Source organism: Gibbsiella dentisursi, assembly GCF_039539505.1.
In the GTDB taxonomy this organism is placed as follows: Bacteria; Pseudomonadota; Gammaproteobacteria; order Enterobacterales; family Enterobacteriaceae; genus Gibbsiella; species Gibbsiella quercinecans.
Genome location: NZ_BAABDG010000010.1, coordinates 284,604 through 300,427 on the forward strand (window position 1 = coordinate 284,604; position 15,824 = coordinate 300,427).

General features: G+C 58.8%; 17 protein-coding genes. 6 read left to right on the top strand and 11 right to left on the bottom strand.

Annotated features, from left to right (window positions below; translation table 11 throughout):
- Window positions 1-312 precede the first annotated feature (312 nt).
- Window positions 313-777: an anaerobic ribonucleoside-triphosphate reductase-activating protein gene (gene nrdG / locus ABFX35_RS21725; RefSeq protein WP_346082872.1), complete on the top strand. Its 465-nt coding sequence runs from the start codon at window positions 313-315 to the stop codon at window positions 775-777.
- A gap of 33 nt (window positions 778-810) precedes the next feature.
- Here the strand turns inward: nrdG and ABFX35_RS21730 are convergent, their stop codons facing one another.
- Both ABFX35_RS21730 and ABFX35_RS21735 read right to left on the bottom strand, forming a co-directional pair.
- Window positions 811-1,437, bottom strand: a complete 627-nt coding sequence (locus tag ABFX35_RS21730; protein WP_346082873.1) for an NAD(P)H-binding protein — start codon at window positions 1,435-1,437, stop codon at window positions 811-813.
- A gap of 8 nt (window positions 1,438-1,445) precedes the next feature.
- Window positions 1,446-1,877: a YhbP family protein gene (locus ABFX35_RS21735; protein WP_346082875.1), complete on the bottom strand. Its 432-nt coding sequence runs from the start codon at window positions 1,875-1,877 to the stop codon at window positions 1,446-1,448.
- A gap of 179 nt (window positions 1,878-2,056) precedes the next feature.
- Here ABFX35_RS21735 and ABFX35_RS21740 point away from each other — a divergent pair, with 179 nt between their 5' ends.
- Window positions 2,057-2,326: a GIY-YIG nuclease family protein gene (locus ABFX35_RS21740; RefSeq protein WP_346082931.1), complete on the top strand. Its 270-nt coding sequence runs from the start codon at window positions 2,057-2,059 to the stop codon at window positions 2,324-2,326.
- On the opposite strand, the gene ABFX35_RS21745 is transcribed toward ABFX35_RS21740, so the two are convergent.
- Both ABFX35_RS21745 and ubiT read right to left on the bottom strand, forming a co-directional pair.
- Window positions 2,313-2,816 (bottom strand): GNAT family N-acetyltransferase, encoded by a 504-nt coding sequence (locus tag ABFX35_RS21745; RefSeq protein ID WP_346082877.1) that lies wholly within the window; start codon window positions 2,814-2,816, stop codon window positions 2,313-2,315. The genes ABFX35_RS21740 and ABFX35_RS21745 overlap by 14 nt on opposite strands.
- Window positions 2,810-3,331 (bottom strand): ubiquinone anaerobic biosynthesis accessory factor UbiT, encoded by a 522-nt coding sequence (gene ubiT, locus ABFX35_RS21750; RefSeq protein ID WP_121553719.1) that lies wholly within the window; start codon window positions 3,329-3,331, stop codon window positions 2,810-2,812. The genes ABFX35_RS21745 and ubiT overlap by 7 nt, the downstream gene beginning before the upstream one ends.
- Window positions 3,332-3,628: 297 nt before the next feature.
- On the opposite strand from ubiT, the gene ubiU reads away from it, so the two are divergent.
- Together ubiU and ABFX35_RS21760 are read left to right on the top strand one after the other, a co-directional pair.
- Complete coding sequence (ubiU, locus tag ABFX35_RS21755; protein WP_279029442.1) at window positions 3,629-4,624, top strand: ubiquinone anaerobic biosynthesis protein UbiU; 996 nt, start codon at window positions 3,629-3,631, stop codon at window positions 4,622-4,624.
- 8 nt (window positions 4,625-4,632) lie between these two features.
- Window positions 4,633-5,514 (top strand): U32 family peptidase, encoded by an 882-nt coding sequence (locus ABFX35_RS21760; RefSeq protein WP_346082879.1) that lies wholly within the window; start codon window positions 4,633-4,635, stop codon window positions 5,512-5,514.
- A gap of 239 nt (window positions 5,515-5,753) precedes the next feature.
- On the opposite strand, the gene ABFX35_RS21765 is transcribed toward ABFX35_RS21760, so the two are convergent.
- From ABFX35_RS21765 to ABFX35_RS21775, 3 genes are read right to left on the bottom strand one after another with little or no spacing between them, the layout of a single operon-like run.
- Window positions 5,754-6,893 (bottom strand): ABC transporter permease, encoded by a 1,140-nt coding sequence (locus ABFX35_RS21765; protein WP_279029370.1) that lies wholly within the window; start codon window positions 6,891-6,893, stop codon window positions 5,754-5,756.
- Complete coding sequence (locus ABFX35_RS21770; RefSeq protein WP_279029372.1) at window positions 6,890-8,047, bottom strand: ABC transporter permease; 1,158 nt, start codon at window positions 8,045-8,047, stop codon at window positions 6,890-6,892. Before ABFX35_RS21770 ends, ABFX35_RS21765 begins: the two co-directional genes overlap by 4 nt.
- Complete coding sequence (locus ABFX35_RS21775) at window positions 8,026-9,000, bottom strand: HlyD family secretion protein (protein WP_279029373.1); 975 nt, start codon at window positions 8,998-9,000, stop codon at window positions 8,026-8,028. The genes ABFX35_RS21770 and ABFX35_RS21775 overlap by 22 nt, the downstream gene beginning before the upstream one ends.
- A gap of 193 nt (window positions 9,001-9,193) precedes the next feature.
- On the opposite strand from ABFX35_RS21775, the gene ABFX35_RS21780 reads away from it, so the two are divergent.
- Window positions 9,194-10,237, top strand: a complete 1,044-nt coding sequence (locus ABFX35_RS21780; RefSeq protein WP_423783694.1) for a luciferase-like monooxygenase — start codon at window positions 9,194-9,196, stop codon at window positions 10,235-10,237.
- Between the two features lie 48 nt (window positions 10,238-10,285).
- Here ABFX35_RS21780 and ABFX35_RS21785 read toward each other — a convergent pair whose 3' ends face one another.
- Complete coding sequence (locus ABFX35_RS21785) at window positions 10,286-11,722, bottom strand: MFS transporter (RefSeq protein WP_346082881.1); 1,437 nt, start codon at window positions 11,720-11,722, stop codon at window positions 10,286-10,288.
- A gap of 122 nt (window positions 11,723-11,844) precedes the next feature.
- Between ABFX35_RS21785 and ABFX35_RS21790 the strand changes: the two genes are divergently transcribed.
- Complete coding sequence (locus tag ABFX35_RS21790; RefSeq protein WP_346082882.1) at window positions 11,845-12,744, top strand: helix-turn-helix transcriptional regulator; 900 nt, start codon at window positions 11,845-11,847, stop codon at window positions 12,742-12,744.
- Between the two features lie 84 nt (window positions 12,745-12,828).
- Here ABFX35_RS21790 and ABFX35_RS21795 read toward each other — a convergent pair whose 3' ends face one another.
- From ABFX35_RS21795 to nlpI, 3 genes are all read right to left on the bottom strand, one after another.
- Window positions 12,829-14,712: a DEAD/DEAH family ATP-dependent RNA helicase gene (locus ABFX35_RS21795; protein WP_346082883.1), complete on the bottom strand. Its 1,884-nt coding sequence runs from the start codon at window positions 14,710-14,712 to the stop codon at window positions 12,829-12,831.
- The gene (gene yrbN / locus ABFX35_RS24235; RefSeq protein ID WP_105229533.1) at window positions 14,702-14,782 is read right to left on the bottom strand and encodes a protein YrbN; all 81 of its coding nucleotides are present in this window, start codon (window positions 14,780-14,782) and stop codon (window positions 14,702-14,704) included. Before yrbN ends, ABFX35_RS21795 begins: the two co-directional genes overlap by 11 nt.
- 116 nt (window positions 14,783-14,898) lie before the next feature.
- A complete protein-coding gene (gene nlpI, locus ABFX35_RS21800) occupies window positions 14,899-15,783 on the bottom strand; it encodes a lipoprotein NlpI (protein WP_346082884.1) in 885 nt (294 codons plus the stop codon).
- Between the last annotated feature and the right edge of the window lie 41 nt (window positions 15,784-15,824).

The following is a 15,824-nucleotide window of genomic DNA, read 5'->3' on the forward strand; positions in this document are numbered from 1 at the left end:
TAACCCTCTCCCCTTGGGAGAGGGTTAGGGTGAGGGAAATGGCACCGCCCTGCTCCCTCTCCCGTTGGGAGAGGGCTGGGGTGAGGGAACTGCGCCGCCCTGCCCCCTCTCCCCTTGGAAGAGGGCTGGGGTGAGAACACTGGCACCGCTCTGCTCCCTCTCCCGCTGGGAGAGGGTTGGGGTGAGGGAACTGCGCCGCCCTGTCCCCTCTCCCCTTGGAAGAGGGCTGGGGTGAGAACACTGGCACCGCTCTGCTCCCTCTCCCGCTGGGAGAGGGTTGGGGTGAGGGGAAAACAAACAGAAGCCAATATTATGAACTACCACCAGTACTACCCGATTGACGTCGTCAACGGCCCCGGCACACGTTGCACCCTGTTCGTTGCCGGCTGTGTGCACCAATGCCCGGGCTGCTACAACAAAAGCACCTGGCGGCTGAACTCCGGCTTACCGTTTACCGCGGCGATGGAAGATCAGATCATCAACGATCTCAACGACCCCCGCATCCCCCGCCAGGGGCTGTCGCTATCAGGTGGCGATCCGCTGCACCCGCAGAACGTGCCCTTCATCTTGCAGTTGGTCAAACGCGTGCGCGCAGAATGCCCCGGCAAAGATATCTGGGTGTGGACCGGCTATCAGCTTGCCGAGTTAGACGCAGCGCAAATGCAAGTGGTGGATCAGATTAACGTCTTGATCGATGGGAAATTCGTGCAGGATCTGAAAGATCCGATGTTGATCTGGCGCGGCAGCAGCAACCAGGTGGTGCACAGGCTGCGCTAAAGCCGTTTCCCGCACATCACCTCTAAACCGGCCTTAGCGCCGATGCAATTGGTCGGACTCCAGAATATTCACCCCGCTTCCAGCGCTAAACGCCTGCGCCAACAGGGCATGCGCCACGTCCTGCGCCGCCACCGCACGCCATTTTCCCGGCAGCAGCTTGAACAACGGCGCCGTCAGGCGCTCCATCCCACGCGGCGTTGCGCGCTCCCCCAACAGCATTGATGGCCGTACCAGCGTCAGACGCGGCCAGTTCTGTTCACGCAACGCTTGCTCCATCTCACCCTTGGTGCGGTTATAGAAAAAACCGGAGCGTGGGTTAGCCCCCAGCGCACTGACCACCAGGCAGTGCCGCGCACCCAGCCGCTGCCCGGCCTGCGCGCTCGCCACCACCAGCGAAAAGTCCACATCACGGAACTTCTCGGCGCTGCCCGCCTGCCGGCGCGTGGTGCCCAGGCAGCAAAACACGGCGTCGACCGGCGCTGCCAGGCCGGCCAACAGCGTATGCAAATCGCCGCCGACCGGGTTATCCAGTTTGGCGTGCGGCGGCAAGGGCGAGCGCGTCGGTGCGACGATCGCCGTAACCCGCTCATCGGCCTGCAATTGCCGCAACAGCGCGTTGCCGACCAGGCCGGTAGCCCCAACCAGTAAAACCTTCATCATGCGTCTCCTTATGCGCTGCGGGACCAGTGCAGTTTTTTGCCAAAGCCCAGCGTATTGTCGGTCATTTTGACCTCCTGCAGGGTGAGCTGCCAGATTGGCGCCTTCATTACTTTGGCGATCGGGAAGCGCTTGCAATAGCGGGCGCGCGCCAATGCCTCTTCTTCCCCGGAAAGCCGGGCGATATCACCGCGGTACTGCACCCCGCGGATCAGCGCGATCGTTTTCGGCTGCGGCGCGATGGTGCCGACGACCCTAGGCTGCTGCTGCATCAGCTCGCCGTGGCGGGTGTGCGGTTCCGTCATCAGCCACAGCGCCATGCGCTCGGCGTCAAACACGTAAAAGCAGTTAGCGCACCACATGTCCGCGCCGTTGCCGGCACACAACGTCAATACGTGTTGCTTATTCAAAAAACGGGCGATCAGTGATTGGTCTTCGCTCATGCTGGCTCCGGTTCCCTATGCATGGTTAAGGTCGCGCCGGTGATTTTCAGTTGGCACCCCAGCAGGGGCGTAAAAAAGGGTACAGAAACCCGGCGGCATTCCCTATAGTAACCTGAGCGAAAATATTGGGAATCACAAAGGGATAGCGGGTGAAAGAAAACACTTCCTGGCACCTTTATATGCTGCGGTTGCCTAACGGCATGCTCTATACCGGGATCACCACCGATGTGGCACGGCGCGTGGCGCAACACCAGGCGGGCAAAGGAGCCAAAGCCCTGCGCGGCAAAGGGCCGCTGGCGTTGGCGTACCACTGCCAGGTTGGCGACCGTTCGCTGGCGTTGCGGCTGGAATACCGGGTAAAACAGCTTAGCAAACAGCAAAAAGAGCGGCTGATAAACCACCCGCCTCTTTCGCTGGCGCACCTGTTGCCTGGCGCTAAAAACGATTAAACGGTGGTGAATACGCCACCAGCCCGCAAGGGCCGGCCAACGCGTCTTCGGCCAGCGGATAAACCTGCAGGGCGCTTTCGCCACCGGGCCAACGGCAGTGCAAATCGTACTGCGCCGCGTTTTTAAAGCCCAGGCGCGCGTAATAGGCCGGCTCGCCCAACACCACCACGGCGGCATAGCTGAATTCATTGAGCGCATCCAGCCCTTCATACACCAGCTTCTCGCCCAGCCCCTGGCCACGCAGGCTTTCCTCCACCGCCAGCGGCGCAAGCGCCACCCATTGGCGATCTTCACCGGCAATGTACACCGGGCTAAAGGCGGCGTAACCCACTACCCCGCCTTCGTCGTCCGTGGCGACAATCCCCAGCGTCAGCAGGCCGTCTTCACGCAGTTGGTGAACCAGCTCGGCCTCGTCATCACGGCCAAAGGCACGGCGAAGCAGGGCATCAATGCCCGCGGCGTCCACAGGAATTTCCACGCGTATCAGCATGGCGCCACCCGTTGCGGAGGTTGTTCGACGCAATCCTGCAGGCCGGCCTCAACGAAATCGGCCAGTTGCAGCAGGCCGATGCGCAGCGGCGCCGGCATGGATTCAAGCTCAATGGCGTCCATCAGGTTTTTGACGTACAGGCCCAACTCGGTATCCCCTTCGATCTGAAGCCGGCGTTGGAAAAACAGCGTATCGGGATCCTGCTTGCGCGCCGCGACCAGGATCAGATCGTTAGCATCACCGCTGAAGCTGACATCCGCCTGCGCATGCTGGCTCACCACCAACCGATCGTTCTCCACGCTCATAAACCAGCTCAGCGCCAGATCGCGTATTTCGATCTTCAGCCAGCGCGATTCCAGAAACGCCAGTTCGCCATCGGCCAACGCTTGGCGGAACTGCCAGCTCAGCACCTGCTGTAAAACCTGGCGCTGCAGAGCAAACGGCGTGAGTTTTAACGGTACGCGCAACAGCGCTGGCCCCTGACGCACAAGGCGTGCTCGTAGTTTTTCCAACACAGTCATTCACTCCTTTCAATACAGATTGCCAGTATTTTGCCACATCGGTGCCCAGGTACCGCGGCTTATATCAACAAATCGGCATTTCAACACTGCGACACCCTGTTTATCAATACGCCAGAAACTGCCCCAAATCAAAGCCTGTTGGCCGCGGCTTCACTAAAATTAGCCTCTTGTTTCAATTACTGCCGGTAAAAATGCTTCTCCCCACGCGGCTTAGGGCCGTAGCGCGAAAAATCAGAGTATACCCGGCAACAATTATCACAGCGAATAAGCCCGCTGGATCAGGATAAATCTATGGAGCTGCTTTGCCCCGCCGGCAACCTGCCGGCTTTGAAAGCCGCGGTGGATAATGGTGCCGATGCCGTTTACATCGGCCTGAAGGACGACACCAATGCGCGCCATTTCGCCGGGCTCAATTTCACCGAGAAAAAGCTACAGGAAGCGGTGAACTACGTGCACCGGCATAACCGCAAGCTGCATATCGCCATCAATACCTTCGCTCACCCGGACGGCTATGCCCGCTGGCAACGGGCGGTGGATATGGCTGCGCAGTTGGGGGCGGATGCGCTGATCCTGGCGGATCTGGCCATGCTGGAATATGCCACGGAGCGTTATCCGCAGGTAGAACGCCACGTCTCGGTGCAGGCTTCCGCCACCAACGAGGAAGCGATTCGTTTTTACCAGCGCCACTTCGACGTAGACCGCGTGGTGCTGCCACGCGTGCTGTCGATGCACCAGGTGAAGCAACTGGCGCGCACCAGCCCGGTGCCGCTGGAAGTGTTCGCCTTCGGCAGCCTGTGCATCATGGCCGAAGGGCGCTGTTACCTCTCCTCCTACCTGACCGGCGAATCCCCCAACACCGTCGGCGCCTGTTCACCGGCACGTTTTGTGCGCTGGCAGCAAACGCCGCAGGGCATGGAATCACGCCTTAACGAGGTGCTGATCGACCGCTATCAGGATGGGGAAAACGCCGGCTACCCGACGCTCTGTAAGGGCCGCTACCTGGTGGACGACGTGCGTTACCATGCGCTGGAAGAGCCCACCAGCCTCAATACGTTAGAACTGTTGCCGGACCTGCTGGCCGCCAACATTGCTTCGGTGAAAATTGAAGGCCGCCAACGCAGCCCGGCATACGTCAGCCAGGTGGCGCGGGTATGGCGCCAGGCCATCGATCGCTGTAAAGCCAATCCTGGCGCCTATCAGCCCGATCCTCGCTGGATGGAAACCCTGGGCGCGATGGCCGAAGGCACCCAAACCACGCTCGGTGCCTATCACCGCAAATGGCAGTAGGAGGACGCATGAAATACGCACTCGGGCCAGTGCTCTACTACTGGCCGAAAACGCAAACGGAAGCCTTTTACCAGCAGGCCAAAGACAGCAGCGCCGACATCATTTACCTGGGTGAACACGTCTGCCCCAAGCGGCGCGAGATGAAAGTGGGCGACTGGCTAGCACTGGCGCAGGAAGTGGCCAAGTCCGGCAAGCAGGTGGTGATCACCACGCTGGCGCTGTTGCAGGCACCTTCCGAACTGAACGAGCTGAAACGCTATGTGGAAAACGGCGAGTTCCTGATTGAGGCCAACGATCTGGGCACGGTCAATATGGCCGCGGAGCGCGGGCTGCCGTTCGTCGCCGGCCATGCGCTGAACTGCTATAACGCCTACACGCTGCGTCTGCTGCATAAACAGGGCATGATGCGCTGGTGCATGCCGGTGGAACTTTCACGCGACTGGCTGGCGAACCTGCTGGCGCAGTGCGACGAACTGGGGTTCCGCCATCAGTTTGAGGTGGAAGTGATGGGCTATGGCCACTTGCCGCTGGCCTATTCGGCACGCTGTTTTACCGCCCGTTCGGAAAACCGCGGCAAAGACGAATGTGAAACCTGCTGTATCAAATACCCGCAGGGGCGCGCCATGCGCTCGCAGGAAAACCAGCAGGTGTTCGTGCTAAACGGTATCCAAACCTTAAGCGGTTATTGTTACAACCTGGGCAACGAACTGGCGGCAATGCAGGAACTGGTGGACATTGTGCGCCTGTCACCGCAGGGGCCAGACACGCTGGCGATGGTCGATCGTTTCCGCGCCAACCAGCAAGGCCAACAGCCGCTGGCGCTGGCCGATCGCGCCGACTGTAACGGCTACTGGCGCCGCCTGGCCGGGCTAGAGCTGGTGCAGCAATAAAGTATGTTCCCCGCCGCGGCGGGGAACACTGCGCTTGTGACTTTTCGAAGTTGGCGTAAAACGGTTTATCCCCGCTGGCGCGGGGAACACTCTAAATATACCTGATTGAATTACATAGTATTTTTAACCGAGAAAAAACCCACCAAAAACCCCACGTTTTTAAATAACACTACCCCATTGAAATATAAAATATAGGTGAGTTATTCAGCAACCAGCAGTCTGTTCCACCCGCGCGGTCATCAAGCCCGGCGCCGGCGGAACAGACTGCGCAAGGCAACCCGGTTACGTATCGCCCCAATGGCGATGCCGATCACGGTATACACCGCACCCAGCAGCAACAGCATCATCACATCCCCCCCCACATCCCGCAGCGGCAAACCCATCTGGTTAACGCCGGCAATCGCCTTGGTCGCCCAGGTGGAAGGCAAGGCGGATGAAATGGCGCGCACCCAGCCCGGCATCGCCTGCAACGGCCACAGGGTGCCGGAAAGGTAGAATACCGGGGTGGTGATAAACGACAGCGTCAGGTAGATCATCTCCACGCTACGCAGGCATTCGGTCACCAGCTTGCCCAACCCGAGCACCGCCAGCAGGAATGGGAAGGTCAGCAGCAGGATTTCCGGGATCGCCGCCGTTTGCCGGTAGCCCAAAACCCATGGCCACAGCACAAACAGCACGATCGACAAAAACAGCCAGATCGGCAGCAGCGCCGACAGCCCGCCAAGATACACCGGAATCGCCGGCTTGCCGCCGGGCGCCCCTTTCAGGGTGATGCTCACGCGCACGCAGGCAATCAACAGCGAGTGTTGCAGCAGCATCACCAGCAGCCCAGGGAAAACAATCGCCGCAAAGCTGATGCCGGGGTTAAATACATCCAGCGTTTGCCCGCGGATCGGCGTCAGCAACACCTGCACCTGTTGTTCACTAAAACCGTTACGCAGCAGCAGCGTCGTGTTGTACTGGTTGAGGATCTGTTGATAGGCAGCGGTGACGTCCTGCTGGATCTGGCCGTTGGCCAGGCGGTTGGTCGCATCGCCATACATCGGAATGACGACGCTGTCGCCGTGCAGGATCCGTTTCTCCAGATCCACCGGCATGATGATCACCGCAAACAGCCGGCGCCAGCCCAGATCGTCTTTCGCCTCTGCCAGGTTGTCATAGGTTTTAATGGCGATCTTGGCCGTGGCGTCCAACTGGCGGATGATCTGCCGGCTGGCGGCGCTGTGATCCTGATCCACCACCGCGACCGGCAGATCCCACACGCTGCGGTTAGCGTACACCATACTCATCAGGCACAACGACAGGATCAGCATCAGCCACATCGGCCGCTCCAGCATGCCGATCAACACCCGGCAAAAGGTTTGCCAATAGCTTTTCATATTATCGCCGCCGCTTTCGCCAACCGCGCCGCCAGCCGGTTGCGCACCAGGAACGCCGCAATCAGGGGATACACCAGCAGCCATGAACAGATGCTCAGAATGGTGCTGGCCGGCACCTGGCGCAGGAAGACGTCAAACATCGCGTTCAGCGCGTGGGTCAGCGGCTCGATGTTGGCGATGATCTGCGCCGGCAGCGGCATCGACAGCTCCGGCACCGCCATACCGGAAAAGGTCAGCGCGATGCTGACCAGAATACCAATCAGGCTGTAGGCGGTAATAGCGTTGGACGTGAAGGTAAACAGCAGCAAACCGATACTCTGCGCAGCCATCACATAGAAAAAGCCGATCAACAGCATAAACAACGGGTTGCCGGTAACGCGCGCATCAAAGATACCGACCAACGCAGCAATCTCCACCATCAGCAGCACGGTAAAACAGAGCGTATACGGCGCCAGCTTGCCCAACAGCGCCAGGCTGAAGGGTTTGGCTTTCAGCAGCGCCTGGCTGCGCGCCAGCACATAGATCATGCAGGTCACGACAAACACCTGCAGAAGATGGATCGTGGCGGCAAATTGCTGATAGTAAATGTAGCTGCCGCTGGCATTGAACAGACTACCGTAGCTGAGGGTCACGTCCGACAGCGTGGGCAGCGATTTCCCCATCGCCTGGGCAAGCAGCGATCGATAACTGCTGTTGGTTTCGGCGATCAGCGCGCTGAAATCCTGGGTGGAATACAGGCCGGCGCCGTAAAACAGGGCGTTATAATAGAGCGCGATGGTCGGTTGCTTGCCCGCCAGCGCATCCGCGGCGAAATCGGGCGGCACATACAGCAACGCGTAATCCTGGGCGCTGCGCAGCCGGTGTAACGCTTCGTCCAGCCCGCCGTCATAGGCTTCGACGTGCGCATGCGGGCCGGCATCCAATTTGCGGATCAACGATTTGGACAGCGGACTGCGATCGCTATCCACCACCGAGACCGGCAGATCCATCAGCGTGCCCGCAGAAAAGTTACTGCCGATCAGCCCGAACAACAGCAACGGGAATATCCAGCATAACCAGTGGATAACCGGCTTGCGTAAGCTAACCCGGCACTCGTTGTCGAACGCATGGCTAAAACAGCGCCAGCCCGCTTTCAGTCTTCTTGCCATTGCCATAGCGTGCTCATCCCTGGGCGTAATCCTTCAACCGGCTGTGCCGGATACAGGCGAACCTCAAACGTTTTCAGATCGAAATCGCCAGTGGCGCGCGTTGCGCGTTTGGTGGCGTAGTCACCCAGTGGGGCGATATAGCGCACTTCCGCTTCAATGATTTTATTTTGCAGCGCCGGCACCCGCAGCTGCACCTTATCGCCTTTGCGCACGTGCGCCAGAATGTCTTCACGCAGGTTAAACACAAAGTAGGCATCAGGCACGCGGATCAGCGTCAGCAATGGGCTGGAGGCGCTAAGCAACTCCCCTACTTCTGCCGGGATCGGCCCGACTTCGCCATCGACCGGCGCTTTCACCTGCAGATCGTCGGTTTGAGCTTTGATTTCCAGCAGATCTTCTTCCGCCGCTCGCAGTTCGGCAGCGTATTTCTGCCGCAGTTCGACGCGATCGCCATTGATCGCCTCATCCAATGTGGCCTGTTCCGCCAGCACGCGCTGATAGGCAGTGTCGCGGGTGCTGCGCACGCTGTCCATTTCCGATTTTGAGATATAACCGCGACGGAACACGTCCTGGTTGCGCTCATACTCCTGCTGCGCATTGCGATATTCCGCCTGCGCCTGCGCCAGCGTGGCGCGCTGGTTGCGGATACTTTCTTCGCGGGTGCCGTGCAATGATTGATCCAACTGCGCTTTGGCCTCATCGCGGGTGGCCTGTGCAGCATGCAACTGCGCCATCAGCTCCGGGCTGTCGAGCTGGATCAGCAACTGCCCGGCTCGCACATCATCCCCGCGCTCTACCCGGCGTTCAATCACCCGCCCTTTGGCTTTGGACGCCACGATCACTTCCGGCGCGTCGACTTCGCCCTGCAATAACAAATCCTGATTATGCGCACGGAACAACACTGCCATCGCGATGGCAACGGCCACCAGCAGCAGGGTAAACAAGGTTTTTTTCTTCATCTATCCAACTCCCTGGGATAAAGCGCAGGCACCTGTGCACACATCCATATTTGGCGGTGCTCACCAAAGCCATTCGTTATAACAATATCACAAGCACGTATATCCTCTTTTATACCGCTAAACTGCATTATGCTTTTAACACTAACTTGCAGATCTCTGCACTCGCCCTTTAAGCGATGCCCTTTCTGGCCTGATGGACGATATGATGACTGAAAAAAAACCTGTACCGGTTTCGGTGCTTGATCTTTCCCCTATACCACAGGGGGCGAAACCCCGCGACGCGTTCCACGCTTCGTTAGATTTGGCGCAGCATGCCGAGCAGTGGGGCTACCAGCGCTACTGGCTGGCGGAACACCACAATATGACCGGCATTGGCAGCGCGGCCACCTCGGTGCTTCTGGGATATCTGGCCGCCGGCACCCGTTCGATCCGTCTGGGTTCGGGCGGTGTAATGCTGCCCAACCATTCACCGTTGGTGATCGCCGAACAGTTCGGCACGCTGGAATCGCTCTACCCCGGCCGTATCGATCTGGGCCTGGGCCGCGCGCCCGGCACCGATCAACGCACTATGCTGGCGCTGCGCCGCCATCTTTCCGGCGACGTGGATAACTTTCCGCGTGACGTGCAGGAACTGCAGCATTACTTCGGCGATGTGCAGCCCAATCAGGCGGTACAGGCGGTGCCCGGCCAGGGGCTGCATGTGCCCCTCTGGCTGTTGGGCTCCAGCCTGTACAGCGCGCAATTGGCCGCCCGGCTGGGCTTGCCGTTCGCCTTCGCCTCACACTTTGCGCCGGATATGCTATTCCAGGCGCTGCGGATTTATCGCGAAAGCTACCAACCTTCCGAACGCTGGCCACAGCCCTATGCCATGGTGTGTGTCAACGTGATCGCCGCCGACAGCGAGCGCGATGCACGCTTCCTGTTCACCTCAATGCAGCAGCAGTTCATCAACCTGCGCCGGGGCGCGCCCGGCCCGCTGCCGCCACCGGTGCAAAATATCCATGCGTTGTGGAGCGCCGCGGAGCAATATGGCGTTGAACAAGCGCTGCGTATGTCGATCGTCGGCGGTAAAGACGCCGTACGTGAAGGGATGCAGGCGCTGCTGCGTGAAACCGCCGCCGATGAAATCATGGTCAATGGCCAGATCTTTGATCATCAGGCGCGGCTGCATTCGTTTGAGATCGTCGCCGGGGTGAAAAGCGATCTGCTGCAGGAGAAGCCAGCCCCCATTTCATGAGGGCTATTTCATTTGCCAGGGAATACCTGCCGGGGTATTCCCCGCGTTTTATTCAGCGGTCGCCCGCGCGCGCCGCTGCTGGCTGGTTCGCAGATACCACCAGGTGCGGCCGAGCAGGATCAGCATCAGGCAGAATTCGGCGGTTAGCATCGCCTGCAGCGCATCCAGATAGTTACCATGGCGCAGGTGCAGTGCCTGGACAAACACCATCCCCAGCAGGATCGGGCCAAGCCCAAAGGCCGTCTGCTGGACGGTAGCCAGCATGGCGCTGCCGGAACCCGCCTGGGCAGCCGGCACATCCGACAACCCAATGCGGAAAAAGCAGCTGACGATAAACGCCTGCCCAAAGCCAATCAGCACCGTTGCCGGGATCAGATTCAGCACGCCCAGATGCGGCCAAACCACCTTGACGCTCAACATCAGCGCCAATAACCCCGTCATCTGAATCAGGCAACCGAGCAGCAGCGTACGGACCATACCGACATGTTCAACCACCGTACTGCTCAGCAACGATGACACGAAATAGGCCGCACCCAGTGCGATAAACGCATTGCCGGACTGGAATGAGCTCAGGCCGGCGCCGGCCTGCAGCGTCAGCGCCATGGCGAACATAAAACCGCTCCAGCAAGAGAAAAACAAAATGGCGACCAGCAGGCCAAAGCGCACGCTCGGCAGGCGCATCAGCGCCAGCGGCAACAATGGATGCAGGTTGCGCTGTTCCTGCCGGCGCTCCACCCGCCACAGCGCCAACAGCAACGGAATGGTCGCGGCCAATAGCGCCAGACATTGCCATGGCCAGTGCCAAACCGGCCCCAGCGCCAGCGGGAACAGCAGGCAGGCAATCACCAGCCCCAACAACAACGTGCCGGGCAAATCAAGGCTGACCGGCCGTTCGGCGCGGGTATCAGGTACCCAACGGTGCGTACAAAACAGCACCAACAGCCCCACCGGAATATTAATCAAAAACACGCTGCGCCAGCCCGAGCCGGCAACATCAAGGGCAATCAGCATGCCGCCCAGCACCTGGCCGACAATAAACGCCAGCCCACCGATGGCGCCATACATGCCCAGCGCCCGGGTATGATCACGGCCGCGTAAACAGACATGAATGGTCGCCAGGATCTGCGGCACGATCAGCGCCGCGCCGATCCCTTGCAACGCCCGGGCCAGCAGCAGTAGCCAGATACTGTTGGCCAGGCCGCAAATCAATGAAGAAACGGTAAACAACCGCACGCCCCATAAAAACACCCGGCGGCGCCCGAGGTTATCGCCCATGCGCCCGCCCATCGACAGGCAAACGGCAAACGCGACGCCATATACCGCCACCACCAGTTCTAACTGTGCCGGGCTGGCCCGCAGAGATTGCGCGATCGAATCCAGACCGACATTGACGATGGAAAAATCAATCATCGGCAGTAGCTGGCCCGCCAGTAAAATGATCAGGCCGCCACGCCCTAATTGGCTACCAAAAGACAGTGTGCTCATTGTGCTCAACCATTGAGTTAATCCAACAATGGGGCTAGCATCACGCTTAATTTAAACCGGTACCAGTTCTTAATTATCATGGTATAAAAACTACCGGTCACGCTCGGCGGAGGAAACGGCGTATGTCTTTCATTGATGATTCAAGCATATCCGAACAGGCGCATCCGCAGCCCAACATCAATAACCGCAAGCTGCTGGGGACTTTCCTGCGCGCACGGCGCGAAAGCCTGGATCCAAACCGCCTGGGGCTGCCGCGCATGCGCCAACGGCGCACCCCCGGCCTGCGCCGTGAAGAAGTGGCCCAGCTCGCCGACGTTGGCATTACCTGGTACACCTGGCTGGAGCAGGGCCGGCCGATTCAGGCCTCGGTCAAAACCCTGACCGCCATCGCCAATGCGCTGCAGTGCAACGAAGCAGAAACCCATCACCTGTTTATGTTGGCGGGGCAAAGCCTGCCCCCGGCGCACCAGCGCCCGCTGTGCAAACAGGTTTCCATCTTTGGGCAGCGGATGCTGGATCAACTGGATCCGATGCCGGCGATCATTAACAACGCACGCTTCGACATTATGGGGTTTAACCGCGCATACTGCCTGTTGGTGGGGGTTGATCTGGCTCAGATCCCCCCGGAGGATCGTAACTGCATCTATTTGGCCTTCACCCATAAAGCCTGGCGCGCCAGCCTGCTGGACTGGGATGAGGTGATGCCGAATATGGTGGCGCTGTTCCGCGCGCAGATGGTGGAACATCTGGGCGATCCGCTGTGGGAAAAACACCTGGAGCGCTACATGGCCGCGTCGGAGGATTTCCGCTCCACCTGGGAACGCTATGAAGTGCGCGCGATCAATAATAATATCAAGCGGTTCAACAATTCCCAGGTCGGCGTGATGAGCCTGCACCAGAACAACTGGTGGTCGGCGGCAAGAAATGGCGATCGGATGATGGTGTATATGCCGGCGGATGAACAGAGCGAACGCCGCCTGCGGCAGCTAACCTGCGGAACGCTCGCAGCGGAGAGCGAATAAAAAAGGGCCCATGAGAAATCATGGGCCCTTTTTAGTTTCCCCGCCGCCATATGGCGGCGGGGGAAAGCGCGTTAGCGCCTGATATTATGCGTCACCGAAGCGGCGGCGCGGTGCGGCTGGCGCGGCATCATCACGGCGTGCGGCAGGTTTGCCGTCACGGTTGAAGTTACCGCCACGGCGTTCGCCGTTACCGCCTTCACGGCGCTCACCGAAAGAACGGCGCGGGCCACCTTCACGGCGTTCACCGTTGAACGGACGGCCGCCACGGCGTTCACCACCGTTGCCACGATCGCGGCGCTCATGCGGTTGAGCATCGCCCAGCAGCTGCATGTTCATCGGCTTGTTCAGGATGCGCGTGCGGGTGAAATGATTCAGGATCTCGCCCGGCATGCCTTTTGGCAGCTCGATAGTGGAATGGGAAGCAAACAGCTTGATGTTGCCGATATAACGGCTGCTGATGTCGCCTTCGTTAGCGATAGCGCCAACGATATGACGAACTTCCACACCGTCATCACGGCCAACTTCAATGCGGTACAGCTGCATTTCACCCACGTCACGGCGTTCACGGCGCGGACGTTCGCTGCTGTCACGGCGGCGGTCATCACGTTCGTTGAATTCACGGCGTTGGCGTGGTTTGAAGACCGGATCCGGCGGCAGGATCAGTGGGCGCTCACCCTGCGCCATTTTCAGCAGCGCAGCAGCCAGCGTTTCCATATCCAGCTCTTCTTCCGGCTGCAGTTTAGCCAGCAGTGCACGGTACTGATCCAGATCGCTGCTTTCCAGCTGTTGCTGCACTTTGGCGGCAAACTTAGCCAGACGGCGTTGGCCCAGCAGGTCTGCATTCGGCAGTTCCACTTCCGGGATGGTCAGCTTCATGGTGCGCTCAATGTTGCGCAGCAGGCGGCGTTCGCGGTTTTCCACGAACAGCAGCGCACGACCGGCACGACCTGCACGGCCGGTACGGCCGATACGGTGAACGTAAGATTCAGAATCCATCGGGATATCGTAGTTCACTACCAGGCTGATGCGTTCAACGTCCAGGCCGCGGGCAGCTACGTCGGTGGCGATCAGAATATCCAGGCGGCCATCTTTCAGGCGCTCCAGGGTTTGCTCACGCAGCGCCTGGTTCATGTCGCCGTTCAGCGCAGCGCTGCTGTAACCGCTGCGCTCCAGCGCTTCGGCCACTTCCAGCGTGGCGTTTTTGGTGCGTACGAAGATGATGGCGGCATCAAAGTCTTCCGCTTCCAGGAAACGTACCAGCGCTTCGTTTTTACGCATGCCCTGCACAGTCCAGTAGCTCTGGCTGATATCCGGGCGCGTAGTGATGCTGGATTGAATACGTACTTCCTGCGGCTCTTTCATAAAGCGGCGGGTGATACGGCGGATCGCTTCCGGCATGGTAGCGGAGAACAGTGCGGTTTGATGATCCGCAGGGATCTCGGCCATGATGGTTTCAACGTCTTCAATAAAGCCCATGCGCAGCATTTCGTCGGCTTCATCCAGTACCAGGCCTTTCAGGCTGGAGAGGTTCAGCGTGCCGCGTTTGAGGTGATCCAGCAGACGGCCTGGCGTGCCCACCACAATCTGTGGGCCCTGGCGCAGAGCGCGCAGCTGCACGTCATAACGCTGGCCGCCGTACAGGGCCACAACGTTAACGCCATGCATGTGCTTGGAGAAATCGGTCATTGCTTCAGCAACCTGAACCGCCAGTTCGCGGGTCGGCGCCAGCACCAGGATTTGTGGTGCTTTCAGGGCTGCATCCAGGTTGTGCAGCAGGGGCAGCGAAAATGCTGCGGTTTTACCGCTACCGGTCTGTGCCATACCCAGCACATCGCGGCCATTCAACAGGTGAGGAATACACTCAGCCTGGATCGGTGATGGTTTTTCGTAGCCCAAATCGGTCAGGGCAGAAATGATCGGAGCTGATAGCCCCAGGTCAACAAAAGAGGTTTCAAACTCAGTAGTCATGTACACGTGCCTCATTAATAATGGCTGCCAGTCTACATAACTCGTCGCGAAAATTTTCAGTCATTTTCATTGAAAAGTGTGAACCGGCTCAAATTAGATTATAAAACGAACAAAAGGCCCTCGCCCGTTAAGGCGATAACTTTGGCGGTTAAACCAATGTCGTTCAGGCTGATAAGTGTTCGTCAGCTATTGCTGGTCCGATTCCGATAGGTCGTCTTGCTCTTGGCCCAACAGCGCCAATTCCAACAATGCATAGCGGTGCTCAACAAAGTTATGAACGTTGTTAGCCACCGTCAGTTTGAACAACGCCGAAGCGATGTCCTTGTCCCCCAGACTCAGGTAGTGTTTACCCAAATAGAAGTCAGTTTCACTGAGATGCTCAGCGAGCGAAGTGTTATCCGTTGCATCTGCCTTGAGGCGTTCCATCAGCGTTTTTTCGCTGATTTTGCCCAGGTAGAATTCGACAATATTCCATCCCCATTGCCCTCGGTTCGCTTTTTCATAACGCTGCTCGAGCGCTACGCCGGCCTTCTTGGGATCGATTTCTCGCTCCACAAGGTACAGCCACAACGAACGGAAGGGATCGTTTGGGTCGTCTTGATAAAACGCCTGCAGATCATCCTGCGCTAACGGAAAGCGACCGCCGTAATACAGTGCGATGCCCCGGTTTAAACGCGCGTAATTGTAAGTTGGATCAAGCTCTAGTACCGAATCAAACGCTTCATAAGCAGCATCAAAATTGCCTGCCTGCGTTAAGTATATGCCCAGGTAGTTGAAAACTTCCGGCATATCAGGACGTATTGCCAGCGCTTGCGAAAAATCGTTACGCGCCAGCGCACGTAACCCAAGGCTATCATACAGCACTCCGCGCTCATATAAAAGCTGCGCGCGCTCATCGTCCGTCAGTGCCCGGCTGGCAAGTATTTGTTCCATGCGCGCCAGGATCACTTCCTGCTGCAGCGTGGGCTGCAACGGAATAGCCAGAACCTCGTCTTTACGCCAATCATAGTTGCTGCATCCTGCCAGCATGATTGCTGTCGCAACATAACACCAGCGCAAGAAAGACTTCATTTCCCACTCCCGAAGACAAACATTGGATGAACATCCTGTTC

Excerpts from the sequence above, each read along its gene's own strand:
- nrdG (WP_346082872.1), top strand. The coding sequence starts at position 313 with ATGAACTACCACCAGTACTACCCGATTGACGTCGTCAACGGCCCCGGC.
- ABFX35_RS21730 (WP_346082873.1), bottom strand. The coding sequence starts at position 1,437 with ATGATGAAGGTTTTACTGGTTGGGGCTACCGGCCTGGTCGGCAACGCG.
- ABFX35_RS21735 (WP_346082875.1), bottom strand. The coding sequence starts at position 1,877 with ATGAGCGAAGACCAATCACTGATCGCCCGTTTTTTGAATAAGCAACAC.
- ABFX35_RS21740 (WP_346082931.1), top strand. The coding sequence starts at position 2,057 with ATGCTGCGGTTGCCTAACGGCATGCTCTATACCGGGATCACCACCGAT.
- ABFX35_RS21745 (WP_346082877.1), bottom strand. The coding sequence starts at position 2,816 with ATGCTGATACGCGTGGAAATTCCTGTGGACGCCGCGGGCATTGATGCC.
- ubiU (WP_279029442.1), top strand. The coding sequence starts at position 3,629 with ATGGAGCTGCTTTGCCCCGCCGGCAACCTGCCGGCTTTGAAAGCCGCG.
- ABFX35_RS21760 (WP_346082879.1), top strand. The coding sequence starts at position 4,633 with ATGAAATACGCACTCGGGCCAGTGCTCTACTACTGGCCGAAAACGCAA.
- ABFX35_RS21765 (WP_279029370.1), bottom strand. The coding sequence starts at position 6,893 with ATGAAAAGCTATTGGCAAACCTTTTGCCGGGTGTTGATCGGCATGCTG.
- ABFX35_RS21770 (WP_279029372.1), bottom strand. The coding sequence starts at position 8,047 with ATGGCAATGGCAAGAAGACTGAAAGCGGGCTGGCGCTGTTTTAGCCAT.
- ABFX35_RS21775 (WP_279029373.1), bottom strand. The coding sequence starts at position 9,000 with ATGAAGAAAAAAACCTTGTTTACCCTGCTGCTGGTGGCCGTTGCCATC.
- ABFX35_RS21780 (WP_423783694.1), top strand. The coding sequence starts at position 9,194 with ATGGACGATATGATGACTGAAAAAAAACCTGTACCGGTTTCGGTGCTT.
- ABFX35_RS21785 (WP_346082881.1), bottom strand. The coding sequence starts at position 11,722 with ATGAGCACACTGTCTTTTGGTAGCCAATTAGGGCGTGGCGGCCTGATC.
- ABFX35_RS21790 (WP_346082882.1), top strand. The coding sequence starts at position 11,845 with ATGTCTTTCATTGATGATTCAAGCATATCCGAACAGGCGCATCCGCAG.
- ABFX35_RS21795 (WP_346082883.1), bottom strand. The coding sequence starts at position 14,712 with ATGACTACTGAGTTTGAAACCTCTTTTGTTGACCTGGGGCTATCAGCT.
- yrbN (WP_105229533.1), bottom strand. The coding sequence starts at position 14,782 with ATGAAAATGACTGAAAATTTTCGCGACGAGTTATGTAGACTGGCAGCC.
- nlpI (WP_346082884.1), bottom strand. The coding sequence starts at position 15,783 with ATGAAGTCTTTCTTGCGCTGGTGTTATGTTGCGACAGCAATCATGCTG.